Origin of the sequence: Caulobacter sp. Root655 (assembly GCF_001427665.1) — a bacterium.
Lineage (GTDB): Bacteria > Pseudomonadota > Alphaproteobacteria > Caulobacterales > Caulobacteraceae > Caulobacter.
The window spans coordinates 83890-108656 of the sequence record NZ_LMHC01000027.1 but is presented as its reverse complement, the minus strand read 5'-3'; the positions used below and the strand labels follow the sequence as shown (position 1 = coordinate 108656).

At 68.9% G+C, this 24767-nt stretch carries 29 protein-coding genes; 11 read left to right on the top strand and 18 right to left on the bottom strand.

From position 1 onward, the window contains the following. Window positions 1-92 precede the first annotated feature (92 nt). The 3 genes from chpT to ASD79_RS22175 all read left to right on the top strand — a co-directional run bounded on the left by chpT (window position 93) and on the right by ASD79_RS22175 (window position 2053). On the top strand, window positions 93-770 hold the full coding sequence (gene chpT / locus ASD79_RS22185; RefSeq protein ID WP_056725719.1) for a histidine phosphotransferase ChpT: 678 nt from the start codon (window positions 93-95) through the stop codon (window positions 768-770). Between the two features lie 84 nt (window positions 771-854). After that, the gene (locus ASD79_RS22180) at window positions 855-1232 is read left to right on the top strand and encodes a response regulator (protein WP_162252392.1); all 378 of its coding nucleotides are present in this window, start codon (window positions 855-857) and stop codon (window positions 1230-1232) included. After that, window positions 1229-2053 (top strand): protein-glutamate O-methyltransferase CheR, encoded by an 825-nt coding sequence (locus tag ASD79_RS22175; protein ID WP_056725715.1) that lies wholly within the window; start codon window positions 1229-1231, stop codon window positions 2051-2053. Before ASD79_RS22180 ends, ASD79_RS22175 begins: the two co-directional genes overlap by 4 nt. Window positions 2054-2131: 78 nt before the next feature. Here ASD79_RS22175 and ASD79_RS22170 read toward each other — a convergent pair whose 3' ends face one another. The 4 genes from ASD79_RS22170 to ASD79_RS22155 form a co-directional block, all read right to left on the bottom strand. Next, on the bottom strand, window positions 2132-2266 hold the full coding sequence (locus ASD79_RS22170) for an entericidin A/B family lipoprotein (RefSeq protein ID WP_056725714.1): 135 nt from the start codon (window positions 2264-2266) through the stop codon (window positions 2132-2134). Between the two features lie 70 nt (window positions 2267-2336). Then, window positions 2337-4049: a sensor histidine kinase gene (locus ASD79_RS22165; protein ID WP_056725712.1), complete on the bottom strand. Its 1713-nt coding sequence runs from the start codon at window positions 4047-4049 to the stop codon at window positions 2337-2339. Beyond that, complete coding sequence (locus ASD79_RS22160) at window positions 4046-4651, bottom strand: sigma-70 family RNA polymerase sigma factor (protein WP_007662933.1); 606 nt, start codon at window positions 4649-4651, stop codon at window positions 4046-4048. The genes ASD79_RS22165 and ASD79_RS22160 overlap by 4 nt, the downstream gene beginning before the upstream one ends. A 2-nt stretch (window positions 4652-4653) precedes the next feature. Then, window positions 4654-4839, bottom strand: coding sequence for a NepR family anti-sigma factor (locus tag ASD79_RS22155; protein WP_028040104.1), 186 nt, complete (start codon window positions 4837-4839; stop codon window positions 4654-4656). Between the two features lie 252 nt (window positions 4840-5091). Here ASD79_RS22155 and ASD79_RS22150 point away from each other — a divergent pair, with 252 nt between their 5' ends. Beyond that, the gene (locus ASD79_RS22150; RefSeq protein WP_056725709.1) at window positions 5092-5892 is read left to right on the top strand and encodes a response regulator; all 801 of its coding nucleotides are present in this window, start codon (window positions 5092-5094) and stop codon (window positions 5890-5892) included. 107 nt (window positions 5893-5999) lie between these two features. Here ASD79_RS22150 and ASD79_RS22145 read toward each other — a convergent pair whose 3' ends face one another. The 4 genes from ASD79_RS22145 to ASD79_RS22135 all read right to left on the bottom strand — a co-directional run bounded on the left by ASD79_RS22145 (window position 6000) and on the right by ASD79_RS22135 (window position 7668). Further along, window positions 6000-6242 carry a hypothetical protein gene (locus tag ASD79_RS22145; RefSeq protein WP_056725707.1) on the bottom strand — a complete coding sequence of 81 codons (243 nt, stop codon included), beginning with the start codon at window positions 6240-6242 and terminating at the stop codon, window positions 6000-6002. 11 nt (window positions 6243-6253) lie between these two features. Beyond that, a complete protein-coding gene (locus ASD79_RS23575; RefSeq protein ID WP_235524555.1) occupies window positions 6254-6391 on the bottom strand; it encodes a hypothetical protein in 138 nt (45 codons plus the stop codon). A gap of 385 nt (window positions 6392-6776) precedes the next feature. Continuing rightward, window positions 6777-7241, bottom strand: coding sequence for an OmpA family protein (locus ASD79_RS22140; protein WP_056725705.1), 465 nt, complete (start codon window positions 7239-7241; stop codon window positions 6777-6779). A gap of 85 nt (window positions 7242-7326) precedes the next feature. Then, window positions 7327-7668 (bottom strand): glycine zipper domain-containing protein, encoded by a 342-nt coding sequence (locus ASD79_RS22135; RefSeq protein ID WP_056725703.1) that lies wholly within the window; start codon window positions 7666-7668, stop codon window positions 7327-7329. 133 nt (window positions 7669-7801) lie between these two features. Here ASD79_RS22135 and ASD79_RS22130 point away from each other — a divergent pair, with 133 nt between their 5' ends. Then, on the top strand, window positions 7802-8650 hold the full coding sequence (locus tag ASD79_RS22130; protein ID WP_056725701.1) for a diacylglycerol kinase family protein: 849 nt from the start codon (window positions 7802-7804) through the stop codon (window positions 8648-8650). Next, the gene (locus tag ASD79_RS22125) at window positions 8647-9504 is read left to right on the top strand and encodes a metallophosphoesterase (RefSeq protein WP_056725699.1); all 858 of its coding nucleotides are present in this window, start codon (window positions 8647-8649) and stop codon (window positions 9502-9504) included. The genes ASD79_RS22130 and ASD79_RS22125 overlap by 4 nt, the downstream gene beginning before the upstream one ends. 14 nt (window positions 9505-9518) lie before the next feature. Here ASD79_RS22125 and ASD79_RS22120 read toward each other — a convergent pair whose 3' ends face one another. From ASD79_RS22120 to ASD79_RS22110, 3 genes are all read right to left on the bottom strand, one after another. Continuing rightward, window positions 9519-10136, bottom strand: coding sequence for a superoxide dismutase (locus ASD79_RS22120; RefSeq protein ID WP_056725696.1), 618 nt, complete (start codon window positions 10134-10136; stop codon window positions 9519-9521). Window positions 10137-10217: 81 nt separating this feature from the next. Next, window positions 10218-10613, bottom strand: a complete 396-nt coding sequence (locus ASD79_RS22115; protein ID WP_056725694.1) for a hypothetical protein — start codon at window positions 10611-10613, stop codon at window positions 10218-10220. Continuing rightward, entirely contained in the window at window positions 10610-10996 is a 387-nt protein-coding gene (locus tag ASD79_RS22110) for a hypothetical protein (RefSeq protein ID WP_056725693.1), read from the bottom strand. Before ASD79_RS22110 ends, ASD79_RS22115 begins: the two co-directional genes overlap by 4 nt. A 185-nt stretch (window positions 10997-11181) precedes the next feature. On the opposite strand from ASD79_RS22110, the gene ASD79_RS22105 reads away from it, so the two are divergent. Next, a complete protein-coding gene (locus tag ASD79_RS22105; RefSeq protein ID WP_056725689.1) occupies window positions 11182-13098 on the top strand; it encodes an HWE histidine kinase domain-containing protein in 1917 nt (638 codons plus the stop codon). A gap of 778 nt (window positions 13099-13876) precedes the next feature. On the opposite strand, the gene ASD79_RS22100 is transcribed toward ASD79_RS22105, so the two are convergent. After that, a complete protein-coding gene (locus tag ASD79_RS22100) occupies window positions 13877-15073 on the bottom strand; it encodes a CaiB/BaiF CoA-transferase family protein (protein WP_056725687.1) in 1197 nt (398 codons plus the stop codon). A 119-nt stretch (window positions 15074-15192) separates the two neighbouring features. On the opposite strand from ASD79_RS22100, the gene ASD79_RS22095 reads away from it, so the two are divergent. Further along, window positions 15193-15867: a DUF4142 domain-containing protein gene (locus ASD79_RS22095; protein ID WP_056725685.1), complete on the top strand. Its 675-nt coding sequence runs from the start codon at window positions 15193-15195 to the stop codon at window positions 15865-15867. Window positions 15868-15873: 6 nt separating this feature from the next. On the opposite strand, the gene ASD79_RS22090 is transcribed toward ASD79_RS22095, so the two are convergent. Genes ASD79_RS22090 through ASD79_RS22080 form a run of 3 tightly spaced genes read right to left on the bottom strand, consistent with a single transcriptional unit; the run spans window position 15874 to window position 20805 of the window. Further along, a complete protein-coding gene (locus ASD79_RS22090) occupies window positions 15874-16299 on the bottom strand; it encodes a PaaI family thioesterase (RefSeq protein ID WP_056725684.1) in 426 nt (141 codons plus the stop codon). Then, complete coding sequence (locus ASD79_RS22085; RefSeq protein WP_056725682.1) at window positions 16296-19916, bottom strand: M1 family aminopeptidase; 3621 nt, start codon at window positions 19914-19916, stop codon at window positions 16296-16298. Before ASD79_RS22085 ends, ASD79_RS22090 begins: the two co-directional genes overlap by 4 nt. Before the next feature lie 10 nt (window positions 19917-19926). Further along, window positions 19927-20805: an ABC transporter ATP-binding protein gene (locus tag ASD79_RS22080; RefSeq protein WP_056725680.1), complete on the bottom strand. Its 879-nt coding sequence runs from the start codon at window positions 20803-20805 to the stop codon at window positions 19927-19929. Window positions 20806-20999: 194 nt separating this feature from the next. On the opposite strand from ASD79_RS22080, the gene ASD79_RS22075 reads away from it, so the two are divergent. Genes ASD79_RS22075 through ASD79_RS22065 form a run of 3 tightly spaced genes read left to right on the top strand, consistent with a single transcriptional unit; the run spans window position 21000 to window position 22972 of the window. After that, window positions 21000-21701: a fumarylacetoacetate hydrolase family protein gene (locus ASD79_RS22075; RefSeq protein ID WP_056725678.1), complete on the top strand. Its 702-nt coding sequence runs from the start codon at window positions 21000-21002 to the stop codon at window positions 21699-21701. 10 nt (window positions 21702-21711) lie between these two features. Next, window positions 21712-22353, top strand: coding sequence for a maleylacetoacetate isomerase (maiA, locus tag ASD79_RS22070; RefSeq protein ID WP_056725677.1), 642 nt, complete (start codon window positions 21712-21714; stop codon window positions 22351-22353). Beyond that, window positions 22346-22972 (top strand): carbonic anhydrase, encoded by a 627-nt coding sequence (locus ASD79_RS22065; RefSeq protein ID WP_056725676.1) that lies wholly within the window; start codon window positions 22346-22348, stop codon window positions 22970-22972. The genes maiA and ASD79_RS22065 overlap by 8 nt, the downstream gene beginning before the upstream one ends. Window positions 22973-22977: 5 nt before the next feature. On the opposite strand, the gene ASD79_RS22060 is transcribed toward ASD79_RS22065, so the two are convergent. The 3 genes from ASD79_RS22060 to ASD79_RS22050 are packed head-to-tail and all read right to left on the bottom strand — an operon-like array spanning window position 22978 to window position 24740. Next, complete coding sequence (locus tag ASD79_RS22060) at window positions 22978-23559, bottom strand: hypothetical protein (protein ID WP_056725674.1); 582 nt, start codon at window positions 23557-23559, stop codon at window positions 22978-22980. A gap of 48 nt (window positions 23560-23607) precedes the next feature. Then, entirely contained in the window at window positions 23608-24330 is a 723-nt protein-coding gene (locus tag ASD79_RS22055) for an RES family NAD+ phosphorylase (protein WP_056725673.1), read from the bottom strand. Next, complete coding sequence (locus tag ASD79_RS22050) at window positions 24327-24740, bottom strand: MbcA/ParS/Xre antitoxin family protein (RefSeq protein ID WP_056725672.1); 414 nt, start codon at window positions 24738-24740, stop codon at window positions 24327-24329. The genes ASD79_RS22055 and ASD79_RS22050 overlap by 4 nt, the downstream gene beginning before the upstream one ends. Window positions 24741-24767 lie beyond the last annotated feature (27 nt).

Sequence of the window (24767 nt, the reverse complement as noted above, 5' to 3'; positions counted from 1 at the left end):
CCGCCCCTGATAGGCGACCCGCCCGGCGCTCGCCAGCCCCGTTCGCCCCCACGCCGTTTGCCAAAGCGTCAAATCACGCCAAAGATCGCGCCATGACCGACGCCGACGCCCCCACCCCCGTTCTTTCCGCCCCCGAGCTGGACGTGAACGGCCCCGACTTCGCCGCCCTGGTGGCCGCGCGGCTCTGTCACGACTTCATCAGCCCGGCCAGCGCCATCGTCTCGGGCCTCGACCTGCTGGAGGACCCCAGCGCCCAGGACATGCGCGAAGACGCCATGAGCCTGATCTCGTCCAGCGCCCGCAAGTTGGCCGACCTCCTTCAATTCACGAGAGTCGCCTTCGGCGCCTCGGCGTCGGCCGAGAACTTCGATTCCCGCGAACTGGAAAAGCTGGCCCAGGGCGTGTTCGCCCACGTGCGCCCCACCATGGTCTGGGACATCTCCCCGTCGGTGATGAACAAGGCCAGCGCCCGCGCCATCCTCAACATCGCCCAGCTGGCCGCCAGCGCCCTGCCGGCCGGCGGAGTCGCGACGCTGAGGGCCGTGGTCGCCGATGGCCGGGTGGCCATCACCGCCGACTCGCTCGGACCGCGCGCCCGCCTCCGCCCCGAAGTGCTGGCCGGCCTGAAGGGCGAGGCGCTGAGCGAAGGCCTGGGCGGCCCCTGGGTGCAGGCGGCCTATCTGCACGCCCTGGTCCGCGCGGCCGGCGGCCAAACCGCCGTCTCCCTGGCCGACGACCACGTCAGCCTCGCCGCCTGGGTGCCGGCCTAAGATCCGCTGCGGCGATAAAGCGCGCGACCAGGCGCCGAACGTCACCGCTCCTTAACCCCCTGGCGGCAAGCTGGGGGTGTTGAAGTGGAGCGTGCCGTGAAGACCTGTCTCGTCGTCGACGACAGCCGGGTGATCCGCAAAGTCGCCCGGCGCGTCCTGGAGGATATTGGCTTCGAGATCGCCGAGGCCGCCGACGGTGTGGAAGCCCTGGCCTGGTGCCGGGCGGCCATGCCCGACGCCGTGCTCCTGGACTGGAACATGCCGGTGATGAACGGGATCGAGTTCCTGCGCCATCTGCGCCAGGAGCCGGGCGGCGAGGCGCCGATCGTGGTGTTCTGCACGGTCGAGAACGACATCGAGCACATCCGCCTGGCCCTCGACACCGGGGCCAACGAGTACATCATGAAGCCGTTCGACGGCGACATCATCGCGGCGAAATTCGCCGAGGCGGGCTTGCTGTGACCCCCGACGACATGGACCTGCTGGCCGCCCTGGCCCGCAACCGCGCCGGTCTGCGGATCGAGAGCGACAAGGCCTATCTGGTCGAGAGCCGGCTCAACCCCCTGGCCCGCCGCGAGGGCTTCGAGTCCATCGAGGCCATGGTCGCCGCCCTGCGCGCCAAACGCGACGACCGGCTGATCTGGGCCGTCGTCGAGGCCCTGACCCTTAACGAGACCGCGTTCTTCCGTGACCGCGAGGTGTTCGCCCATCTGCGCGACGAGTTGCTGCCGGCCCTATCGCGCCGTCATGACCGTCCGATCCGCATCTGGAGCGCCGCCTGCTCGACCGGCCAGGAGGTTTATTCCCTGGCCATGACCGCGTCCGAGGCGCGCGACATCGAGCCCGGCGCCCAGTTCGAGTTCTTCGGCTCCGACCTGTCGGAACGTTGCCTGGAGAAAGCCCAGAGCGGCCTCTACACCCAGTTCGAAGTGCAGCGCGGCTTGCCGATCCGCTCGCTGGTCAAGCATTTCGAGAACCAGGACGAGATGTGGGCGATCAGCCCGCGCATCCGCCAGGCCGTGCGCTGGCGGCGCATCAACCTGATGGCCGACCTGTCGCCGATGGGCAAGTTCGACGCCATCCTGCTGCGCAACGTCCTGCCGGGCCTGGACCCCGCCGTCCGTCCCCGGGTCGTCGAGAGCCTGGCCGCCCGCCTGGAAGACGACGGCGTGCTGCTGCTGGGGGCGGGCGAGAGCCTGGGCGAACTGACCGGCGCCGTGCGACCGCTGGCCGATCGCCTTGGCCTGTTCAGCCGCGACCCCAGCTTCCGCGCCGCAGCCTGATCCCTCCGAGACAAAAAAGCCCACCGGTCAAGACCGGCGGGCCTGATCTTGGCTTGGAACGCCAGGCTCGAAGAGAGCCTACTTGGCGTCCTGGGCGGTATCGGTGACGGCCTTGCCGGCCGACGAGACGTCCTTGCCGGCGCCTTCGACGGTGTTGCAGGCGGCGACGGCGAGACTGGCGGCGAGGGCGGCCAGGATGATGAGCTTACGCATGGGGTTTCTCCGTTGATCGCCCCGATGGGCGTCTGAAAGGGTTGCCCCATCAGAACGTGGGCGGCGCCCCCTAGGTTCCGGTCGCCACGGCCTCGGCCGGCGGGACCAGGGGCGTCGGGAACACCAGCCGCACCAGCAGACCGCCGGCCGGAGACTGTTCGAACAGCAGCTTGCCGCGCAACTGACGGGCGAAGGCGGTCATCAGGGTGCGCCCAACCCCCTCGACGGGTCCCTTGGGCGCGCCGGGACCGTCGTCGCCGATCGCCAACTCGGCTTCCTCGCCGCGCACGAAAAAGTCGACGGTCAACACCCCGCCCCGCTCGGCCAGGGCGTGCTTCTGGGCGTTGGTGATGGCTTCGACGGCGAACAGGGCCAGTGGGGCCAGGCGATCGGGGTCGATGACCAGCGGATCGGCATGGACCTCGGTGCGAACCGGTCCGCCGCCCATCGAGTCGCCCGCCAGCAGCAGGGCGGTCAGCTCCTCGAGGAACGGCCGCAGGTCCACCCGCTTGAGGTCGGGACCCTGATAGAGGGCTCGGTAGATCTGGGCCAGGGCGGTAATCCGCTGGCGGGTGTCGTTGAGGGCGGTGCGGGCGGCCGGATCGGTCAGGGCCCGCTGCTGCATGTTGAGCAGCGAGGAAATGATCTGCAGGTTGTTCTTCACCCGGTGATGGATCTCGCGCATCAGCGCGTCCTTCTCGCCCAGGCTGTCGCGCAAGGATGCGTCGCGGGCGACGATGGCGGCGGCCATGTCGTCGAGGGTGGCGGCCAGTTCGCGGATCTCCGGCGGCGCGCGCTCGGCCTGCAGCGGCCGCACGGTGAAGCGGCCCCGGGCATAGATGGCCGCGACCCGGCGCAGATAGACGATCCAGCGGATCACCGCCTGCTCGGTGGCGTAGAGCACCGCCGCCAGGGCCAGGATGAAGGCCAGCAGCGGCGCGAGCAGCCGAAGCATCGGGTTCAGCCACGCCCACGAGGCCAGGCCCGGGGCCTTGGCCGACAGGATGACGAACACCTCCTCGCCCACCAACGGGGCGGCGGAGAAATCGCGATGGCGCTGGTCCGCGTCGGGGCCCGACCACAGGGCCGACCCGCTCTTGGCCGCCCGCTCGCGCCAGGCCGTCGGCGGCGCGCCGAACGCCCGGATGTCGGTGGCGGCGAACACGCGGCCCTCGGAATCGGCCAGGGCGACCTCGGCGCCGCCGGGCAGGTAGCGGTTGGCGGTCTCGGGCTTGAGCGACGAGAGGGTCAGCACCGCGGCCATGGCGCCGTTGAACTTGCCGCTCCCGTCCTCGGCCCGGACGGCGGTCAGGACCGACGGCTCGATGGCGTAGGTCGCGCCGGGCACGCTGGCCACCACCATGTGCGAGCCGGCCGCCAGGTCCTGGAACCAGCTACGACCCGAGCGCACGGCGTCCGGCGGGGTTGTCGCGGCGGCGCAGGACACCCGTCCATAGGCGTCGAAACGGATCAGGTTGGCGTAGCCCGGCAGGCGACGTTTGACGGTGTCGAGACGCTGGGCGCACTGGAGGCCCACGGACCCCGGCCCGAGCGTCTGGAGAAGGACGCCGGCCGCCTCGATCCGGGCCCGGGCGATGGCCGCGCTTCGACCCGCCGCCAGCTCCAGGCTCTGACGACGCGAATCGGCCTCCGCCTTGAAGGCGAAGACCGATTGAAGGACACCGAGGATCAGGACGGGCAGAAGCGCGATGAACAGCGCGCCGGCCAACCGGACCCGAATGGATCCGGCCGCGCCGGCCCCTCGGCCCAGAAGAGACTTCACCGCAGGGTGCTCAGTCTCTCCGCGTCGGCCAGGATGGCGTACATGGCGTCGCCGGCGGCGGCGCCGTCGCGGTCATAGGCGCCGGCTTCGAGGATGGCCTGCAGGGCCCGCCGCGCTCGGCTGACCCGGCTCTTCACCGTCCCCACGGCGCAGCCGCAGATCTCGGCCGCCTCCTCGTAGGCGAAGCCGCCGGCGCCGACCAGGATCAGCGCTTCGCGCTGCTCCGGCGGCAGCATGGCCAGGCTCAGGCGAAGCTCGTCCAGGGCCACCGGGGCCTCGGGATCATCGACCGCCACCAGGGTGCGTTCGGCGGCTTCCTGATCGAGCTGGCTCTGGCGCCAGGACCGGCGCTTCTCGGAATAGAATTGGTTGCGCAGGATCATGAAGGTCCAGGCCTTCATGTTGGTGCCGAGCTGGAAGCTGGCGCGAGCGTCCCAGGCCTTCATCATGGCGTCCTGGGCCAGGTCGTCGGCGGCCGTCGGGTCGCCGGTCAGGGTTCGAGCGAAAGCGCGCAGATGTGGGATGAGCGTGACGAGTTCCTTCTTGAAGGCCACGTCACGGACCGGATCGAAGGGCGACCGGCCGACTTGCGCTTCCGTCATGCTCAGCGCTCTCCCGAAGGCGTTTCCGCCTTGCGCAGGATATCGAGGAATTCGTCCGGCACCGGTTCATTCACGACCTCGTCGAACATCTGACGAAGTTTGACGCCAATAGCCTGTTGACGGAGCCGAGCCTCATCGAGCGCGGCCGCCCCTTTGCGGTGATCTTCCATGGGTACGTGTTCGATCATGTCCTCGACGCCGATAAATCGCGACGTCCGCCCCCTTTGGCCGAATGTGTGTACGCCGGATGACAACGTTGAATTCCGCATGGGGTTCCACAAGCTTGGGCATAATGATGGCAAAAATGGCGCGCCTATGGAACCACTAGAGAAGCGCGCCATGGAACCGTCAGGCCCCGGCCGCGTTAATGCACCGACGGCGAACGGCGCAGCTTAATCGCGTCGCACGCTTTTTTTTCGAAACACTCAACGGGAGGGGTCATGAGTCTTCTTGCCCGGCTAGCGCCGCACTTGCCTTATGTTCGTCGCTACGCTCGCGCTCTGACCGGCGACCAGACGACCGGTGATCACTATGTGCGCGTCGCGCTCGAGGCCCTGGCGGCCGGCGAGCGGTCGCTGGACGTCAACCTGTCGCCGCGGGTCGCGCTGTACCGCGTCTTCCACGCCATCTGGCTGTCCTCGGGCGCCCAGCTCGAAGCGCGTCGCGATGACACCTCCAGCCTGGCGGACGACGCCTCGCAACGCCTGATGCGGATCGCCCCGCGCTCACGGCAGGCCTTCCTGCTGACGGCGCTCGAAGGCTTCACCCCGACCGAAGCCTCCCAGATCCTGGACTGCGACTTCACCGAGGTCGAACGCTTGATCTCCGAAGCCCAGAGCGAGATCGACGCCGAACTGGCCACCGACGTCCTGATCATCGAGGACGAACCGGTGATCGCCGCCGACATCGAGGCCCTGGTGCGGGAACTCGGTCACGACGTCATCGACATCGCCGCCACCCGCGGCGAGGCGGTAGAGGCAGTAAGCCGTCGCACGCCGGGCCTAGTCCTGGCCGACATCCAGCTGGCCGACGGCTCGTCGGGCATCGACGCGGTGAAAGACATCCTGGCGCGCCTGGACGTGCCGGTGATCTTCATCACCGCCTTCCCCGAGCGCCTGCTGACCGGCGAGCGGCCCGAACCCACCTTCCTGATCACCAAGCCCTTCCAGCCGGAAACGGTGAAGGCGGCGATCGGCCAGGCGCTGTTCTTCCACCCGCGCCGGACCAAGAAGGCGGCCTGACCTTAGCTGGACCGGAACGATCAAGGCCCCGGTGACGCACCGGGGCCTTTTTCATGCGCGCTGTGTCCGTCGCGCCGCCCGCGCAAAGGGGATCGACCGGCGAGCATCTAGTTCTGTTTCACCGGCGTCTGTTGCGTGGAATAGCGCTCGGCTTCCTGTGTGGTCTTCGCGCCGCTGTTGCGCTCGATGCTGGCCAGGTCGCCCGAACGCATGCTCCAGGCGCCGAACAGCGCGATGGCGGCCAGGACGGTCGAAATGATCAGCACCCAGAAGACATGCTTGCCCCAGCGCCCTTGGCGGGCGCGGGTGGCGTTCAGGGCAGGACCGTGATGTTCAAGATCGGCAGGCATGGAAAGCCTCCTTATCGCGCGGCGGAATAGACTCCCGAGCTTTGCGCCGCCGAACCGCTCGGAGCGGGGCTGTCGTTGAAATGCTGGAGAAGCCCCGCTGACGCCGCCACCGCGACGATCACCGCCAAGGCCGTCAGGCGACTGCGCACGGTCTTCTGTCGGCGCGTCAGCGCGCGTTGGAAGACCAATCCTCCATGTTCGGCTTGATAGGTGCGGACCACGACGTTGCTCCCCAGCTCTAAGGCCAACGGCCTTCGGGAAATCAACGTGTGGTTCAGGCCAGCGTTCCCTCCTGCAAGGCTTCGCGGCGCTTCGAAAAAATAATCGCGAAAAGGGCGAAAAAATAATCGCGGGGCGGGAACCGCCTTTTCAGATCGACGTTTCAGAACTGCGGAGGCGGCGACGCCCCCCCGACTTGAGGTTGACGAAAGTCAGCCTGCTGCCTCCGCACCCCCATTTTCAAAGCCTTTCGAGGCGGTCCTGAGGGTCCGCCTCTTTTCAATGGGCTTGGCTGCGAAGGCCGGCGGGGTCGCGCTAGCGCGACGGCGCGGCGAGGTCGAACTTGACGTCGGCGCGTCGCCGCAAGGGCCGCGCCTCGCCCGAACCAGTGATCGACCCCGTATCGCCGGCCGCCGCCACGTCGAACTCCACATCGCGGAAACCGACCTTGGCCAGAGCACCGGTCACCGCCGTCGCCCGCTTCTTGGAGAGCGCGAGATTGACGTCCGACGCGCCCACGGCGTCGGCCAGGCCCAGCACGCGGACCGAGTCCACCTTGCAGCCCTTGGTCAACGCCTCGGCGCTCTTGAGCACGGAACGCGCCTCGCTGGTGACCTCGGCGGAGTCGCGCTCGAAATAGATCTGCACGGCGAAATCCTCGCAGGCCGGGGCTGTCGTCACGATCTGGGACCGTGACTTGGGCCAGGGACTGCTGGCGCAGCCCGCAACCAGCCCCGCGGCCACGACAATACCGATCGCCGTCAGTTCGACTCTTCTCATCGCTTGCCCTCTTTGACGTCACGGCACGCAAAAGGCGGCCGACACAGGTCGACCGCCCTTTCTGGCGCTTCAGGCCGCGCCCGATTTAACGGGGGCTGCCGTCTTCCCAGTAGTAACGACCGCTACGCGAGTCATAGTAGTAATACCGTCCGGCCCGCTCGTCATAGTATTGACGGCGATTGACGTTGGTGGCGCCGCAGCCGCCGTCTTCACGGCAGCCCTTCACGGCGCCGACGGTGCCGCCAAGGGCCGCGCCAACGGCGGCGCCCGTCGTGGCGCTGCCGCCGCCGACATTGTTGCCGATCACCGCCCCGGCCAGGGCGCCCAGTGCGGCGCCGCCGGCGGCGTTGCGTTCGGTGTTTCCGGTCGCGGTGCAAGCAGTGGCCAGCACACCGACGCCCAGCAAGGCGATCAAGGTCTTGTTCATCGTGGCTCTCCGTTCGAGCTTGTCCCTGAAAGCAAACGACGGCGGCGCGCCAACGGTTCCGGGAACCCCCCGCCAAGCTCCGCCGTTTGCCAGTCTCGCCGTTCCCGCGCGTCGGCGCCTCAGGAGGTCTCGCATGCGCGTGGAAGTCGTCGTCAACATCGCCTCCGGTTCGGTGGGCAAGGACGCGCCGGCCCAGGCCGAGGCCATTCTCGCCGCCCACGGCGTCGAGGGGCGGGTGCACGCCCCCAGCGAGGGCGAGCTGAACGCCTGCCTGCGCGCCGCGATCGACTCGCGGCCGGACGCCGTCCTGGTCGTGGCCGGCGACGGCACCGCCCGCGCCGCCGCCGAGATGGCCGGCCCCGACGGCCCGATGATCGCGCCCCTGCCCGGCGGCACGATGAACATGCTGCCCCACGCCCTCTATGGCGTCGTCCCCTGGCCCGAGGCCATGGCCGCCTGCCTGGAGAATGGCCAGACACGGATGATCTCCGGCGGCGAGATCAACGGCCGGGTGTTCTTCGTCGCCGCCATCCTCGGCAGCCCGGCCCTGTGGGCCGAGGCCCGGGAGGCGGCGCGGGCCGGCCGCGCCGACCTGGCCCTGATGCGCGCCCGGCGCGCCCTGCGCCGGGCGTTCTCCGGCCGGCTTCGTTATGTCCTGGACGGTCGACCCAAGGGCAAGACCGAGGCGCTGAGCCTGATGTGCCCGCTGGTCTCGGCCGAGCTGGACGCCAACGAACAGGCCCTGGAAGCCGCGGCGCTCGACCCGTCCAGCGCCCTGGACATCTTCCGTCTGGGCGTCAGCACGGTGACCGGCAACTGGCGCGACGACCCGTCCGTCGTCGTCGGTCGCTGCCGCATCGGCAAGGTCTGGGCCGGCGGTCGAATTCCCGCCATCCTCGACGGGGAGCCGGTGCGCCTGGACGACACGGTCAGCATCCGCTTCCGTCCCAAGGCCTTCCGCGCGCTGGTCCCCGCCGTATGACCAAACCGTTCAAGCTGATCCAGGTTTCGGACATCCACTTCGGCGGCGAGCACAAGGCCGCCGTCGAAGCCGCCGTCGAGCGGATCCACGCCGAGCGACCGGACCTGGTGATCGCGGCCGGCGACCTGACCAAGGACGGCAAGACCGCCGAGTTCGACGCCGCCCAGGCCTGGCTCGACCGCCTGCCCCGACCGCGCCTGGTGACCCCGGGCAATCATGACATCCCCTTCGCCGGACCGCGTGAAATCCTGTGGCGGCTCGTCGCGCCCTGGCGTCGATACCAGAGCCGGTTTGGCCGCCGGAAGAGCCAGGACTGGGACGACCCGCGCGTCACCGTGGTGGCCCTGAACACGGCCCGCGCCTTCCAGCTTCGCCTCAACTGGTCGAAGGGCGCGGTGTCGCGTCAGCAGATCCGCGAGGTTTGCGCCGACCTGAAGGACGCGGCGCCCGGCGCCCTGAAGATCGTGGTCTGCCACCATCCGCTGATCGAGATGATCGGCGGACCGATGACCGCCAAGGTGCGCGGCGGCACGGCGGCGGCCCAGGCCTTCGCCCAGGCTGGGGCCGATCTGGTGCTGACCGGCCACATCCACGCGCCGTTCGTCCATCCCTACCCGTTCTCGGACGGCTGCACCCAGGCGGTGGGGTCGGGCACTCTGTCGGTGCGCGAGCGGGGCGTGCCGGCCGGCTTCAACCTGATCGAGGTCGACGACGTCGACATCCGCATCACGGCCCTGGCCTGGGAGCGGACCCGGTTCGTGACCTGGCGGACCTGGTCGGTTCCGAGGCGCTGTATTCCCAAGGACGGCCCAAACGAAAACGGCGCGACCGAGGTCGCGCCGTTGAAGGTTTAGCCGATCGAGATCCGTCAGGCCGGCTCGGGATAGGCCCAGGCCGCGCCCTGGCCCTTGGCCGCGGCGAACTGCGCGTCGGCCAGGGACCAGTTGGGCAGGACGTCGAACCAGGCTTCCAGGAAGCCCTTCCGGTTGTTCTGGTGGTCCAGATAATAGGCGTGCTCCCAGACGTCGCAGACCAGCAACGGGGTGACGCCCGGCTTGGTCAGGGTGTCGTCGGCGTCGTGGGTGGAGATCACGGTCAGCTTGCCGCCCTCGACGGCCAGCCAGACCCAGCCCGAACCGAAGTGGCCGATGCCCTCGGCGACGAACTTTTCCTTCAGGCCGGCCAGATCGCCGAACGCCTCGGCGATGGCGGCCGACAGCGCGGCGCCGGGGCCCTGCTTGGCGGGGCTCATGCAGTCCCAGAAGAACGCGTGGTTCCAGGCCTGGGCGGCGTTGTTGAACACCTTGCCCGGACCGGCCTCGCGAATCACCGCCTCCAGCGAGCGCTTGTCGCCTTCCGGCAGCAGGCCGTTCAGCGCGTTCACATAGGCCGCGTGATGCTTGTCATGATGGAAATGAAGCGTGTTGGCCGAGACGGTCGGCTCCAGGGCTTCATAGGCGTAGGGCAGGTCGGGGAGTTTGAACATGATCGCTCCAAAGCAAGACGCCCTCGGAAGATGGGAGGAGGGGCGCGGAAAACCAGTGGTGACAAGGGGCCGGGCGGCGACTTAGCGCTGTGGCGGCCTCTGGGAGTCCAGCAGCGCCTTGGCGACGATCGCCGCCAGGGCCGGATTGCGCAGAGCGATGATCCCGGCCGCCAGGCCGGCGCCGATCGTCAGGATCGGGCGGTCCTTGACCATCTCGATCGCCCGTTCGGCGAAGGCGAAGCCGTCCGGCGCGGCCGGATGCGACGGCTTCACCTCGGCCTTGCGGGCCGCCAGAAGCCCCGCGATCCCGACGACCACGGCGGCGACCGCCGCAACGACCGCGGCTCCGCCCGCCGCGCCCAGATGGGGCTGCAGCACGGCGAACAGCGCGAAGGCGGCGGCGAACACGCTCACAGCGGCGGCCGCGGCGATCGCCGCGGCCGCCGCCAGGGTCGTCAGGGTCTTTTCGAAGATCACTTGTCGCGGCCGCCACGGTTTCCGGCCAGCAGCAGGCCCAGCAGAACGCCGACGCCGAGGCCGGCCAGGGTGGCGGTGATCGGCCGCTCGCGAACGCGCTCGGCGACATAGCGCTGGGCTTCGTCGACCTGTTGGCCGGCGGTGTCGGTATAGGTGCGGGTCTGGGCGCGCAGGGTTTCGAGGCCCTGGGTGAGCGACTGCTCGATGCGCTTGGCGGCGTCGGCCAGGTTGACCTTGGCGGTGGCAGCGGCGTCGCTGAAATTGGCCTTGGCGGCCGAGGCCGCTTCGCCGAAGCTGCGTTCGGCGTGATCCAGGGCGGCGCCGGCGTTCGCGGAGGCCTTGCTGGCCTCCTTGAGGGCGGGGTTCAGGGCGTTGTCGGGCATGGGAATCTCCGGTTCGCGGCTCAAGCTTCTGGGGGCGGACAGCTGCGAAGCTGCGCCCGCTCAACGCGAAGCCAAGGCCACGAGTTCCATTGTAGCGCCAAGGTTGGAGCTTCACCACAGGGGATGATCGGCGCCTGGACTTTATCGATCTCGCGCGCCGCGCGAACCCGGTCTATGGTCCGTTCATGGACGATGCGGGCGGAACGCTGGCGGATGATCAGGAGGCGCGCCGGCTGCGCGCCCTCGCCGCCCTTCGCGCCCTGAACGGCGACCCGGCCGACCCGCGTTTCGACCGAATCGTCCGCCTCGCCTCGCGCCTGTTCAACGCTCCGAGGGCGGCCATTCGCCTGATCGGCGAGGACCGGATCTGGCTGAAGGCCAAGGTGGGTTTCGACCATGTCGAGGAACCCCGGCCGGCCGGGCTCGAGGCGCGCCTGCGCGATTGCGGCGTCGTCACCAACCTCGACCTCGCCGCCGATCCGGCCCCGGCGATCCGGCCGTTCGCCGCCGACACCCGTTTCTTCGCGTGCGCGCCGCTCAAGGACCCCGACGGCCAAATCATCGGCCTGCTGACGGTCGAGGACGACAAACCCCGCCCGGCGATCGATGGTGACCTGACACGGGCCCTGGCCGACCTGGCGGCCCTGGCCATGGAAGAGCTGCTGCACGACGCCGAAACCGCGCGAAACGCCGCCGAACGGTCGCTGGACAGCGAACGCATCGCCCTGGCCCTCGCCGCCGCCGAGCTGGGCGAATTCGAGTGGGACATGACGGCCCACCTGATGCGGATCAGTCCGCGCATGGCCAAGATCATGGACGCCCCGGCCGGCGACCACCCCGCCGCGACCAGCCAGACGCTCTATGACTTCATCCATCTCGACGACCGCGCCGAGACCCGCGCCAGCGTCGAGGCCCAACTGGCGGAGGGCGGACGCTACGAGGTCGAGTTCCGGCCCCTGTCGGCCAATCCCGACCGGACGGTGTGGATTCGCGCGGCCGGGGTCCTGGTGTTCGACGGCGACCGCAAGCCCATCCGGCATATCGGTGTGGTGCAAGACATCACCGCCCGCCGCGACGCCGACGACCAGCGCGAGAACCTGCTCACCGAACTGGACCACCGGATCAAGAACATCCTGGCCGCCGTGCAGGCGGTGGCCGGGCAGTCGGCCCGCAAGGCCTCGTCGCTGGACGGGTTCCTGAAGACCTTCGCCGCACGGCTGAAGTCGATGAGTTCGGCCCACGACCTGCTCAGCGCCGCCCGCTGGCGCGGCGCCACCCTGGCGCGGATCGCCGCCGCCGAGCTGGGCGGCCTGGCCCCCAACCAGACCCGCTGGGACGGGCCCGAACTGTTCCTGACGCCCCGCGCCGCCGCCGCCCTGTCGCTGGCCCTGCACGAACTGGCGGTCAACGCCGTGAAGTTCGGGTCGCTGTCGGCGGAGAGCGGCCGGGTCGAGGTGGTCTGGCGCGCGGCGCCCGACGGCGGCTTCAACCTCGAATGGCTCGAGACCGGCGGTCCGATGACCTCGCCTCCGGACAAGCGCGGCTTCGGCGCCACCCTGATCGAGGACGTGGTCGGCCGCGAACTGAAGGGCCGGGCGACGATCGAATACCGGCGCAGCGGCGTCACGGCGATGATCCACGCGGCGGCCGACGCCCTGGTCGACACGCCCGAACCCGAACCGGCCGCCCCGCAGAGCGAGCGCATCGTCGAGACCCTGGGCGGTGGCGTCGACACCTTCAAGGCCGGCGACATCGCCGGCCTGCGGGTGCTGATCGTCGAGGATTCGCTGCTGCTGGCCATGGAGCTGGAGGCGGGGCTGGAGGATTCCGGGGTCGAGGTGGTTGGCTGCGCGGCCGAACTGTCCGAGGCCCTGCAGATGCTGGAGCTGTCGTTCGACGCCGCGGTGCTGGACGCCGACCTCAACGGCCAGTCGGTGGCCCCGGTCGCCGAGGTGCTGCGCCGCGAAGGCCGGCCATTCGTGTTCGCCACCGGCTACGCCGACAAGGCCGCCCCCATGGGCTTCGACGCCCCGATCGTCCGCAAGCCCTACAACGTCCACCAGATCGCCCGGGCCCTGGCCTCGGTGACGGGACGGGGGTGAGGACGCCTTTTCCGCATCCATATGCCGATCCCCCTCCGGCCCTCCGGGCCACCTCCCCCAGAGGGGGAGGATCTAGATAGATGCTCCCCCTCTGGGGGAGCTGTCGCGGAGCGACTGAGGGGGCTTTCACCCACGATCTCTCGTCCTCACGCGGTTCACCCGCTGAGCTATCGGAAAGGGTCGCGGAGCGCCGGACACCGTCCGGAGAACTTTGAATAAATACCGTTTCGACGAAGCCCGATCGCTCCGCGCCATCGTTATCCGGAAGCGTGCGGCGCTGAGCCGTTGTTAGGGCCTCGCCGCCTTGAAGCCTCCGACGGGCGGGCCAGGGCAACGAAACCCGGTCCCGGACCGCGAGCGCTAAACGCCCGCCTGTTGTTCTGCCGACCCTCGCATCACGTCGTATCTGTGTTCCACGCTCGACCAGCACCAGAGACGCAAGGTTGATCCCAAGGGACCGCCGACAGAGCTTCCCGCTCGATCGCCCCCCGCCGCCGCATCGGTCGCTGGCCATGCGCCCTTTCCACCGCGACGAGGTGAGATCAGCATACGGGAGGTTTTGGAGGGGAGGACAGGCGGGGTGTTACTTCAAGGATTTCAGCTGGTTAGACGCAAACAGCGCGCGACCCTGACCAACCTCTTGTCCCTCCCCCTTGTGGGGAGGGGGGACCAGCGAAGCTGGTGGGTGGGGCGCCCGCCGCCCCGATGACTCATCAAACCCCACCCGACCTCCTTCGGAGGCCACCCTCCCCACAAGGGGGAGGGAGAAACATCTGGATCAGATCACCCCGCGCTCCCGCAACCCCGTGATCACCTCACCCGACAGCCCCGCCACCTCGCGCAACACCGCCTCGGTATGCTCCCCCAGGCCCGGGCCCGGCCAGCGCACCCCGCCCGGCGTGTCGGACAGGCGCGGGAAGGCGTTCTGCATCTTCACGGTCCCGAACACCGGATGGGCCACCTCGACGATCGACTCGCGGGCGATGAACTGCGGGTCCTTGAGCATGTCCGGCGCGCGATAGACCCGGCCGACGGCCAGACCGGCGTCTTCCAGCAGCGGCAGCAGGACTTCGATGTCGTGCTCGACGGTCCAGCCGCCGATCGTGGCGTCGAGCTGGACCTGGCTTTGTCCCCTTGCCGCGTGGTCGCGGTAGCGCGCGTCCTGGGCCAGTTCGGGCCGGCCCATCACCTCGCACAGGCGCTTGAACAGGGTGTCCTGGTTGGCGCCGATCAGGATCAGCTCGCCGCCCCGGGTCGGATAGACGTTGGACGGCGCGATGCCGGGCAGGATCGCGCCGGAGCGTTCGCGCACATAGCCCGACAGGTCGTATTCGGTGATCAGGTTCTCCATCACCGTCAGCACGCTCTCATAGATCGCCGCGTCGACCACCTGGCCCTTGCCGGTGCGGTGGCGGGCGTGGATCGCCATCATCACGCCGAGCGCGGCGTTGAGGCCGGCCAGGCTGTCGCCGATCGAGATTCCGGCCCGGGCCGGCGGCCGGTCGGGCTCGCCGGTGATGTGGCGCAGGCCGCCCATCGCCTCGCCGATCAGGGCGTAGCCGGCGCGGTGCGAATAGGGACCGGTCTGGCCAAAGCCCGAGACCCGCGCCATCACCAGGCCAGGATTGGTCGCGGCCAGGGCGTCATAGCCCATGCCCCATTTTTCGAGCGTGCCGGGACGGAAATTCTCGACCACCACGTCGGCCTTGGCGATCAGCGCGCGGGCGACGTCGCGGCCCTCGGGAGTGCGCAGGTCCAGGGTGACGGACTTCTTGTTGCGGCCGATCACCGGCCACCACGGCGAGTGGCCCTTGGGCTTGGTGCGGCCCCACTGGCGCATCGGATCGCCGGCCTTGGGGTCCTCCAGCTTGATCACCTCGGCGCCGAAATCGCCCAGCACCTGGCCGCAGAACGGGCCGGCGATCAGCGAGCCCATCTCGATCACCCGCAAGCCGTTCAGCGGCGTTTCGGCCATGGTCTTCTCCCCCGGACATCACGGAACCGATCACGGCCGCGTGAAGTTTTTATCATCACGTCGGCGCAGCGCGACGCCGGCTCCCGTTCCGTTTCTAGAAAACGCGCAGGGAGAAAGCCATGACCCGTCACCTTCTCATCGCGGGCGCCGCCTTCGCCGTCCTCGGCCTCGCCGCTTGCGGCCCGAAGACCGACGAGACCAAGGGCGCCGCCACCCCGGCCGAACAGGCCGCGACGCCGGACGCCAACCCGGCCGCCACCGTGCCGACCCCGGCGGACGAGACCAAGGCCGACGTCTTCGTCGCCAAGGCCGCCGCCAGCGACATGTTCGAGATCGACGCCGCCAAGCTGGCCGCCAAGCGCTCGACCAATCCCGACGTCAAGGCCTTCGCCGGCAAGATGGAAAAGGCCCACGCCAAGAGCACCGAGGCCCTGAAGGCCGCCATCGCCGCCTCCGGCGCGGCGCTGACCCCGCCGGCGATGTTGCCCGAGGACCTGCAGGGCAAGCTGGACGACCTGACCAAGGCCGACGCCAAGGACTTCGACAAGGCCTATGCCGACGGCCAGGTCGACGCTCACCAGGCGGCCCTGAACCTGATGCAGCGCTACGCCCAGGACGGCGACACCGCGGCCATCAAGGCCTTCGCCGCCGCCACGGCCCCGACCGTGCAGGAGCACCTGAACATGGCCGAGGGCCTGAAGAACGGCTTCGACACCGGCAAGGACGTGGCCAAGGCCGAGGAGAAGGTCGCCGACGCCAAGGCGAAGCTCGCCGAGGAAAAGGCCAAGGAGTAGCGCCGGCTACGGGATCGCGTAGGCGACCGTCGCCTTGGCGGCGGCCCGCTGGCGCGTTTCCGACCAGATCAGGATATCGGCCGTCGCGATGCGGCGGCCGAGCTTGAGCAGGCTGGCCTCCGCATGGAGGTCGCCCGGCTTGGCCCCGCGCAGGAAGTGGATGGTCAGGGAGGTGGTCACCGCCATCGCCACCTCGCCGATATGGGCCAGCACCAGGGCGTAGGCCGCCATGTCGGCCAGCGCCATCTGGGTGGGCCCCGAGATCAGACCGCCCGGCCGCAGGGCCCGGCTCGCGAAGGCCTGGCGCACCAGGATGCGCCCCGCCGCCACCTCGACCACCTTCGGCATCAGGTCGGCGTCGGCCTCCGGGAAGGCCCCCGACAGGAAGGCGTTCAGCGCCTCGGCGTTCAGCTTCGGTTCGTGCTGGTTCACCGGGCCTCGACCTTGATGACGTTGTCGTCGCCGTTGCGGTCGATGACGATGTTGTAGGGATCCACCCCCGCCGCCTTCGGCGCGACCTTGGTCACGAAGGTCAGGGTCTGGGTTCCCGAGCGGAGGGTCCGGCGCTCCAGGGCGACGACCTTGTCGGCCCCGAAACCCTTCTTGCCCGGCTCCAGCGAGAACAGGCCGACATCCATCGGCTCGCTCATCGGCGCTTCCTTCTCCTGGCCGCGACCCTGGGCGTAGAGCTTGCGGGCCTCGACCACCAGGGTCACGTCGTAACGGCCGTCGGGGCGCATGCGCGCCCGCGCCGACTGGGTCTTCAGGTCGTAGAGCGTGATCTTCTCGAACAGGTCGGTGATCAGCGCCTGCTTGTCGGCCGGGGCGTGGCGGCGCAGGGCGGCGACCAGCTGCAGGGTGGTGGGATAGGGCGGCCCCTTGAAGGCGTAGGCGGCCAGCATTTCGCGCAGGGCGGCGTTGACATTGTCCTCGCCGATCTCCTCGGCCAGCCGGTACATCACCAGCGAGCCCTTGTTGTAGTAGATGTAGGGCTGGTCCTCGACCTGGCGCAGCGGCAGTTCCTCGATAACCTCGCCGCCCCGGGCCCGCAGGTAGCGGTCCAGTTCGTACTTGAGGAACTTGCGGATCATCGGTTCGCCATAGGTCTTCTTCATCACCATCAAGGCCGAGTACTGGGCCAGGGTCTCGGTCAAGGCCGCGCCGCCCTGCTGGTCGGCGCCGATCAGCTGGTGGGCCCACCACTGGTGGGCGATCTCGTGGGCCCCGACATAGGTGACCATGTCGATCTTGGTCGGATCGTCGTACTTGGCGACGAAGCCCAGGTTCTCGGACCACGGGATGGTGTTGGCGAACGACTGGGCGAAGTCGCCGTAGCCTGGAAACTCCAGGTAGCGCAGCTGGCGGAACTGGTAGGGGCTGAAATTGGCCTGGTCGTAGTCCAGCGACCGCTTCATCGAGGCGAGCATTCGGTCGACGTTCCAGCCATGCGGCGGGTGGTAGTAGACCGACAGCTGCACGCCCTTGTAGGGCTCGGTCCTGACCGCGTAGCGGGCCGACTGGATTGAGAAGAAGTGCAGGATCGGCGCCTCGGTCATGAACCGCGCCGTGCGCCGGTCGCCGGCCTTGGTCACCGGTCCGCCGCTCTTGGCCGGCTCGAACCAGACCCTCTCCGACACCTTGTAGCCCGGCGCGATCGGGGTCTGGTCGGCGTCGGTGGTGACGGTGATGTCGGCGGTCACCCAGTCGCTGTCACGGCGCAGGCCGTTGAACTCACGCGAGGCGGCGTCGCCCAGCTTGGCCATCCGCAGCTGCGGCGGCAGGCCGTACTTGCGCCGCTTGGTGCGGTCGTTCAGGAGGCCCCTTCGGTCCATGCCCAGCGACGGGGCCAGTTGCTGGTCGTTGATGAAGGTCCCGTTGTCGACCATGCTGGTGTCGGGCCCGCTGTTGCGGAAGCCGAACTCGACCCGGGCGGTGCTGAACGACATCGAGCGCCGCTCGCCCGGCTGCATCGGGGTGTCGAAGGCGAAGATCCGATAGTTGAAGCGCTCGAAGGTGCGCTTGGGCCGGGCCCCCTGGATCGACAGGGCCAGCACCTTGAGGTCGCGGTCGAAGCGGACGTGGATCTCGCGCAGCGGTTTGCCGGTGCGGTTCTCGATCTCGTAGACGCCCTTGGTGTCGATGCGCGGCATGCGGGGGCGAATGTCGACGTCCAGCTTGACCGCCACGATCTTGGGCTGGGGCGTGGTCTCGAACGGCAGCAGGGCCTTCTCGTAGTCGGCCGTCCAGCGCTCGTTGCTCAAGGTCGTGCGGTATTGGTTCCAGACGTTGGTGTTCATGTAGATGAACACTCCGACGCCGACGAACACCACCAGGGCGGCGCCGGCCACCAGGCCCGAGCGGCCCATGAGGCGACGCGGCAGGGCCAGCAGCCGGGGCTTCAGCCGGGTCTCGGTCCCGCGTCGCCACAGCACGTGGCACAGCACCAGCAGCACCACCGCGAAGGCCGCCCAGTAGAGCCGGAACCACCAGGCCCCGATCCAGAACCGGCTCTGGCCGTTGAAGTCCGAGATCGGGGCCGGCGAGCTTTCGGGATAGAGATAGAGGTTGTGCTCGAGGCCATAGCTGGAGGCGACGATCGTGCCGATGATGTAGAGCACCATCAGGCCCCAGCCGACGAACTTGTGCGGCGACAGCACCTGCAGGAACACGGCCAGCACGGCCAGCAACAGGCAGTAGACCGCCTGGGGCAGCACCCACCAGAACAGGTAGTTCACCAGCTCGAGATGGGTGTAGCCCTTGACCAGCTGCACCGCGATGGCGACCACCACGCTGACCAGGAAGGTCGACAGCAGAACCAGGCCGATGGCCAGGGTCTTGGGAATGACGAAGGCCCAGTCCGGCAGCGGCGTGGCGTCGATCAGCTCGTGGGTCCGTCGCTCCTGCTCGCGCCAGACCAGTTCGCCGGCGTAGTAGGCGGCGATGATCATCGAGATGAACGGGAAGGTGCCGTTCAGGGCGTCGATCATCGCCCGGGTCACCGGATAGATCGCCCCGCCATAGAGGCTGTCGTCGGCGGCGCGCCAGAGGTTGGCGATCGACAGCACCGCGGCCAGGCCCAACAGCACCAGATAGGCCGGGCTGAGGAACACCTGCCGGGCGTCGAGCCGGGCGCGCGCCCAGAGCTGGGCCCAGCGCGCGGCCGGCGTGAAGCTGGGTGTGACGTGGACCGCTCCGGTCGGGCGGGGCGTATCGACGGCGCCCTTCTTGTCGCGCTTGACCAAGGCCGCGCCGTCGCCGCCGCGCAAGTCGTACAGCCAGTAGGCCGCGCCCGTGATCGCCAAGGCGACTCCGATCCACAGCACGCGGTTGGCGAGCAGCCAGCCGGCCAGGGGCGGCGTCAGGGTGTTGCGCTCGGTCGCCGTCCAGTAGCGCGTCGCCAGCCCAAAGGCGCCGGCCCCGAAGGGCTCCCAGAGGGCCGCGACCTTCTCCAGGCCCGGCTGGCGCAGCAGCACGCCGCCGAGGATCTGCAGCACCATGAAGGCGATGACGCCGACATAGGTCCACATCATCGACCGGGTCAGGGTGGTCAGGGAGAAGAACACCGCCGAGGTCAGCAACAGCGACGGCAGGGCGAGCCAGACATAGGCGAACAGGTAGTGGCCGAGAACGAAGGGGCCGATGGTGTCCGGATCGACCCAGGGCATCGCCGCCCCGATCGCCATGCCCGCGGGGACCGCCAGGAACGACAGGGCCGCGGCCGCGAAGGCGCCGACGAACCGGCCGTACAGGTAGTCGAACCTCGAAAGCCGGGTCGAGCGCAGGATGCCGCCAAATCCGGTCTCCTCGTCGCGCACCACGATGTTGGCGACGAAGGCCGCCGTGACGAACATGTAGATGACGGCGAAATTGACGTGGACGATCGAGATCACCTGCGCCGCGTTCTTGTGGACGTTGGCGGTCGAGCCGATCTGCACGTTGCTGGACGCCACGACGCCGAAGGCCAGCAGGAAGAAGATGATCGCCCCAACCCAGAACACCGGCTGGCGCGCCTGGTAGCGGAATTCGAAGGCGGCGACTTTTCCGAACATCCCCACGCGCCTAGGCCGCGCGCCGGGTGTTGGAGAGGGTGGAGAAATAGACGTCTTCCAGGCCGCCCTCCACCAGGCTGAAGCCGGCGCCCGGATCCTGGTCGGCCAGCACGTGGATCACGGTGCGGCCGCCCAGCAGGCGGGTGGAGATCACCTGATGCTGGGCCTTGGCCGCCTCGAGCTCGGCCTTGTCGATGACCTTCTTCCAGATGCGGCCGGAGAGCTGGGTGACCAGGGCGGCGGGGGAGCCTTCCTTGACGATGCGGCCGTCGCAGATGATCGCCATGGCCGGACAGAGATCGGACACGTCCTCGACGATGTGGGTCGACAGGATCACCACCACGTTCTCGCCGATCTCGGCCAGCAGGTTGAGGAAGCGGTTGCGCTCCTCGGGGTCGAGGCCGGCGGTGGGTTCGTCGACGATGATCAGGCGCGGGTCGCCGATCAGGGCCTGGGCGATGCCGAACCGCTGGCGCATGCCGCCCGAGAAGCCGGCGATGGCCTTCTTGCGCACGGTCCACAGATTGACCTGGTTGAGCAGGCTCTCGACGACGTCCTTGCGGTCCTTGGCGCCGGAAATCCCCTTCAGCACCGCCATGTGGTCGAGCATGTCGTAGGCGCTGACCCGCGGATAGACGCCGAAGTCCTGTGGCAGGTAGCCCAGGGTACGCCGCAGCAGGTCGGCCGACTTCAGCACGTCGATGTCGTCGAAGCGGATATGGCCCGAGGTCGGGGCCTGCAGGGTGGCGACGGTGCGCATCAGGGTCGACTTGCCCGCGCCGTTCGGACCGAGCAGGCCGTACATGCCGCGCGGGATCGTCAGGCTGACCTCATCGAGGGCTTTCACGCCATTGGCATAGACGTGGGTCAGGTTCTCGATGATCAGCATCGTCGGTCCGAGGCCCCCTTCGATTTCGGCGTGGCGGGTTTTCGCCACAATTGGTTACCCGTCATGACTCGTCGTCAGGTCTCGGGGCAAGTGAAAGAACGTTTAGGCGGTCGTCTTGCCCTTGATGTTGCAAGATCGTGGCCTTTTCACGCGGGAGACTTTTGACGGCGCGGGTTTGGGTCTAATCAGGCGGCATGACGCACTTCGCCTTCCCCCCGCCCGCCCCGTCGACGGTTCCGGTTGAGGGGGGCGACGTCGTCTTCCCGGTGCGCCGCATCCTCTGCGTCGGTCGCAACTACGCGGCCCACCGGCGCGAGATGGGCGGCGACGAGCGCGACCCGCCGTTCTTCTTCGCCAAGCCGGCCGACGCGATCGTGGCGCTGACGGCGCCCCAAGGCGAAAAGGGGGGCGAGGTCCCCTACCCGCCCGCCACCCACGACCTGCACCACGAGATCGAACTGGTGGTGGCCCTGAAGTCGGGCGGCGCCAACATCGCCGTCGAGGCGGCCATGGACTGCGTGTTCGGCTACGCGGTCGGCGTCGACCTGACCCGCCGCGACCTGCAGGCTGTCGCCAAGGCCAAGGGCCAGCCATGGGACGCCGCCAAGGGCTTCGACGCCAGCGCCCCGATCTCGGCCATCCGGCCGGCGGCGCGGGCCAAGCCGAACGGCGCCATCCGCCTATCGGTCAACGGCCAGGAACGCCAGGTCGGCCAGATCGCCAGCATGATCTGGACGATCCCCGAGATCATCGCCGAGGCCTCCAAGCTGTGGACCCTGGCGGCCGGCGACCTGATCTTCACCGGCACCCCCGAGGGCGTGGCCGCCATCGGGCGCGGCGACCGGGTCGAGGGCGTGGTCGAAGGCGTCGGCCAGCTCGACTTCACCATCGTCTGAGGCCGCCGCGATGAAGCTCACCCTGCACAGCACCTGGCGCGCCAGCGCGCCCTATCGGGTGCGGATCGGGCTCAATCTGAAGGGCCTAGCCTACGACTATGCGCCGATCGACCTGGTAGCCAGCCAGCACCATGAGCCCGCCTATGCCGCGCTCAACCCCCAGCGACTTTTGCCGACTCTTGAGGTCGACGGCCGGGTGCTGACCCAAAGCCTGGCGATCCTGGAATGGCTGGACGAGACCGTGCCCGCCCCGACCCTGCTGCCCGCCGACCCGTTCGACCGGGCCGTGGTGCGGGCCATGGCCGAGATCGTCGCCTGCGACATCCACCCGGTGAACAACCTGCGCATCCTGCGGGCCCTGGCCAAGCTGGGGGTCGACGAGCCGGCCCGCGACGCCTGGGTGCGGCGCTGGATCACCGACGGCTTCACGGCCCTGGAGCCGATGGTCGCCCGCCACGGCCGGGGCTTCGCCTTCGGCGACGCGCCGGGCCTGGCCGATTGCTGCCTGGTTCCACAGGTCTACAACGCCGAGCGGTTCAAGGTGGACCTGGCCCCGTTCCCGGCCTTGCGCGCCGCCGCCGCGCGGGCCGCCGACCATCCGGCCTTCGCCGCCGCCCACCCCGACCTCCAGCCGGATGCGATCCATGCTTGAAGACCTCAAGAGCAACAATCTGGCCTGGTCGCTGCGCAAGACCGAAGCCGATCCGCAGTTCTTCAAGCGCCTGGAAGGCCAGCAGAGCCCGGAATACCTGTGGATCGGCTGCAGCGACAGCCGGGTGCCCGCCAACGAGATCGTCGGCCTCGACCCCGGCGAACTGTTCGTCCACCGCAACGTCGCCAACCTGGCCCCGCCGCAGGACGCCAACTATCTCAGCGTGCTGCAGTTCGCGGTCGACGTGATCAAGGTCAAGCACGTGATGGTCGTGGGCCATTACGGCTGCGGCGGCGTGGCGGCGGCCATCGACGGCAAGCGGCGCGGCCTGGTCGACCACTGGCTGCACCCGATCCGCGAGGTCCACGCCGAGCACCGGCACGAGCTCGACGCCCTGCCCGACGAAAAGGCCCGCCTCAACCGCCTGTGCGAGCTGAACGTCATCCGCCAGGTCCGCAACGTCGCCTCCGACGTCTTCGTCCAGGACGCCTGGGCCCGGGGCCAGAGCCTGTCGGTGCACGGCTGGGTCTATTCGCTAGCCAACGGCCTGGTCACCGACCTCGAGGTCGGGATCTCCAGCCTGGAAGACTATGAGCGGGTGGCCAGCGGGCCGGCGTGAAGGGCTCACCGGCAGGGGAATGGGTTGAATGGGTCGCTGGGAAATAGCCTGTTCATCGGCGGCGGCAGGCATCGGGTCAGCGGACGCCTGAACAAGATAAGTGCGCGAGATCGCAGGCCATCTTCGGCGGCGACGAAGTCCGCCGCGCCGTCAGCCAGGGTCGTGGCGTAGGTCGCGCCTGAGGGAAGGCGGGGACAGTCCTTGTCAAGCAGCGCCAACAGCGTCCTCACCCCATCGACAATCTCATGTTCGCCCGCCACGCCGCTGTACTGGAGATAGGCGGTGGAGGCCGAGCAATCAGCTCCCTCTATCGCGGCCTGGACTATCCCGCCGCTGTCAATCACATCGACGCTCATCACCCCGTCGGCGGACCGCCAGCGCAGGTGAAGCTTCGTCCACTCTGTCGCGACATGCATGATCGGCGGCTCGCCTGGATCACGGGTGCGCACTTCCTCGACCATCTCGATCCGGCCGAAGGGCGTGCGGGTCTCGACCGTGCCGGCCTGGGCGGCTGCGGCGAACCAGGCGACGCAGGTCCCCAGGACGGCGGCGCGGACAAGGCGGCGCGGTCGGATTGAACTACACATGTAATCAACATGCCGAACTTGGTGCGTGACCGCAATGGCTGCGTTGCGTCAGCCGCCTTCCGACGCCTCGACCCGAAACACGCGACCCGTCGCCGGCTCGCGGATCAGGTCCACGCGGGCGCCGTCCCAGTGGTAGTCCAGGTGCCGTCCCTGGACGGCGTTCGAGGCCAGGTCCGGATAGAACAGACCCACGCACGTACCGCCGGCATGGCGGACGCTGGGATAGACGACCCCTTCCGAACCGGCGCTCTTCAGCCGGCCGCCCAGGGCCTGGCCAGCGCCATAGTCGTCGAGAGCCAGGACCGCATCGGCCGCCCCGTCGCGCAGGTCGTGCAGCGCGCCCCTCACATCCAGCACGATCTCGCGGAACTGCGAGGTCCAGCCCGGGGCCTGGGCGGTGGCGGCCATGAACAGAGCGTGGTGATGGATCGTTTCCGACAGCGCGACCTCGAAACTGTCGCCCACATAGAGCACGCCGTACGCCCCGGCGCTGAAGCGGCTGGGGCGATCGGGGCTGACATGGGTGAAGGGCGCCATCAGGTAGCTGGCCCCCGCCCCCGCTACCCAGCGGTCCTGCGGCAGCAGGTCGAGATTGCCGATGGTCTCCATCAGGCGCGGATTGGTCTTCTGTTCGGCGGCGATCAGCAGCGGCCAGTCGGCGGGGTCGGCGATGTCCTCGAACAGGTCGATCGGCGGCCAGGCGCTGCGGATGATCCGGACCGCCCCGCGCCAAGCGATGTCCGCCCGCGGGATCGCGGCAAGGTCGATCACCAGGCCCCGCGCTCCGCGTCGAGATAGCGGCGCACCCGCATCAGGTCGGTCAGGTCGCCGCCCAGCATCACCCGCAAGGCCGAACGGCCGCCGAACGCGGTGTTGGGCGCCTTGATCCAGGCATAGCCGCGTTGCGGCTCCTGGAAGATCAGCCGCAAGGCCTTGTGGACGCCCATCAGGTTGGACAGCCGCGCCTTGCCGTCGCGGTCGATGCGGCCGATCTCGCCCGCCTTCCAGCGCCGGTAGGAACGCACCGGCATGTCGAGCAGGGTCGCGGCCTCCTCGTCGGTGACGCCCCACAGGCGCAGCAAGTTGACCGTGGCGCGGAACATCGCGGCGGCTTCCGCGTCTGAAACCGGCTCGGCGATGAACGCTTTCGGCTGGGTGTCGATCAGGGTGGCGAGGGTCACGGCTGAACTCCTATATGGCCCAATATA

Excerpts from the sequence above, each read along its gene's own strand:
- chpT (WP_056725719.1), top strand. The coding sequence starts at position 93 with ATGACCGACGCCGACGCCCCCACCCCCGTTCTTTCCGCCCCCGAGCTG.
- ASD79_RS22170 (WP_056725714.1), bottom strand. The coding sequence starts at position 2,266 with ATGCGTAAGCTCATCATCCTGGCCGCCCTCGCCGCCAGTCTCGCCGTC.
- ASD79_RS22160 (WP_007662933.1), bottom strand. The coding sequence starts at position 4,651 with ATGACGGAAGCGCAAGTCGGCCGGTCGCCCTTCGATCCGGTCCGTGAC.
- ASD79_RS22155 (WP_028040104.1), bottom strand. The coding sequence starts at position 4,839 with ATGATCGAACACGTACCCATGGAAGATCACCGCAAAGGGGCGGCCGCG.
- ASD79_RS22150 (WP_056725709.1), top strand. The coding sequence starts at position 5,092 with ATGAGTCTTCTTGCCCGGCTAGCGCCGCACTTGCCTTATGTTCGTCGC.
- ASD79_RS22145 (WP_056725707.1), bottom strand. The coding sequence starts at position 6,242 with ATGCCTGCCGATCTTGAACATCACGGTCCTGCCCTGAACGCCACCCGC.
- ASD79_RS22140 (WP_056725705.1), bottom strand. The coding sequence starts at position 7,241 with ATGAGAAGAGTCGAACTGACGGCGATCGGTATTGTCGTGGCCGCGGGG.
- ASD79_RS22135 (WP_056725703.1), bottom strand. The coding sequence starts at position 7,668 with ATGAACAAGACCTTGATCGCCTTGCTGGGCGTCGGTGTGCTGGCCACT.
- ASD79_RS22130 (WP_056725701.1), top strand. The coding sequence starts at position 7,802 with ATGCGCGTGGAAGTCGTCGTCAACATCGCCTCCGGTTCGGTGGGCAAG.
- ASD79_RS22125 (WP_056725699.1), top strand. The coding sequence starts at position 8,647 with ATGACCAAACCGTTCAAGCTGATCCAGGTTTCGGACATCCACTTCGGC.
- ASD79_RS22120 (WP_056725696.1), bottom strand. The coding sequence starts at position 10,136 with ATGTTCAAACTCCCCGACCTGCCCTACGCCTATGAAGCCCTGGAGCCG.
- ASD79_RS22110 (WP_056725693.1), bottom strand. The coding sequence starts at position 10,996 with ATGCCCGACAACGCCCTGAACCCCGCCCTCAAGGAGGCCAGCAAGGCC.
- ASD79_RS22105 (WP_056725689.1), top strand. The coding sequence starts at position 11,182 with ATGGACGATGCGGGCGGAACGCTGGCGGATGATCAGGAGGCGCGCCGG.
- ASD79_RS22100 (WP_056725687.1), bottom strand. The coding sequence starts at position 15,073 with ATGGCCGAAACGCCGCTGAACGGCTTGCGGGTGATCGAGATGGGCTCG.
- ASD79_RS22095 (WP_056725685.1), top strand. The coding sequence starts at position 15,193 with ATGACCCGTCACCTTCTCATCGCGGGCGCCGCCTTCGCCGTCCTCGGC.
- ASD79_RS22085 (WP_056725682.1), bottom strand. The coding sequence starts at position 19,916 with ATGTTCGGAAAAGTCGCCGCCTTCGAATTCCGCTACCAGGCGCGCCAG.
- ASD79_RS22080 (WP_056725680.1), bottom strand. The coding sequence starts at position 20,805 with ATGCTGATCATCGAGAACCTGACCCACGTCTATGCCAATGGCGTGAAA.
- ASD79_RS22075 (WP_056725678.1), top strand. The coding sequence starts at position 21,000 with ATGACGCACTTCGCCTTCCCCCCGCCCGCCCCGTCGACGGTTCCGGTT.
- maiA (WP_056725677.1), top strand. The coding sequence starts at position 21,712 with ATGAAGCTCACCCTGCACAGCACCTGGCGCGCCAGCGCGCCCTATCGG.
- ASD79_RS22065 (WP_056725676.1), top strand. The coding sequence starts at position 22,346 with ATGCTTGAAGACCTCAAGAGCAACAATCTGGCCTGGTCGCTGCGCAAG.
- ASD79_RS22060 (WP_056725674.1), bottom strand. The coding sequence starts at position 23,559 with ATGTGTAGTTCAATCCGACCGCGCCGCCTTGTCCGCGCCGCCGTCCTG.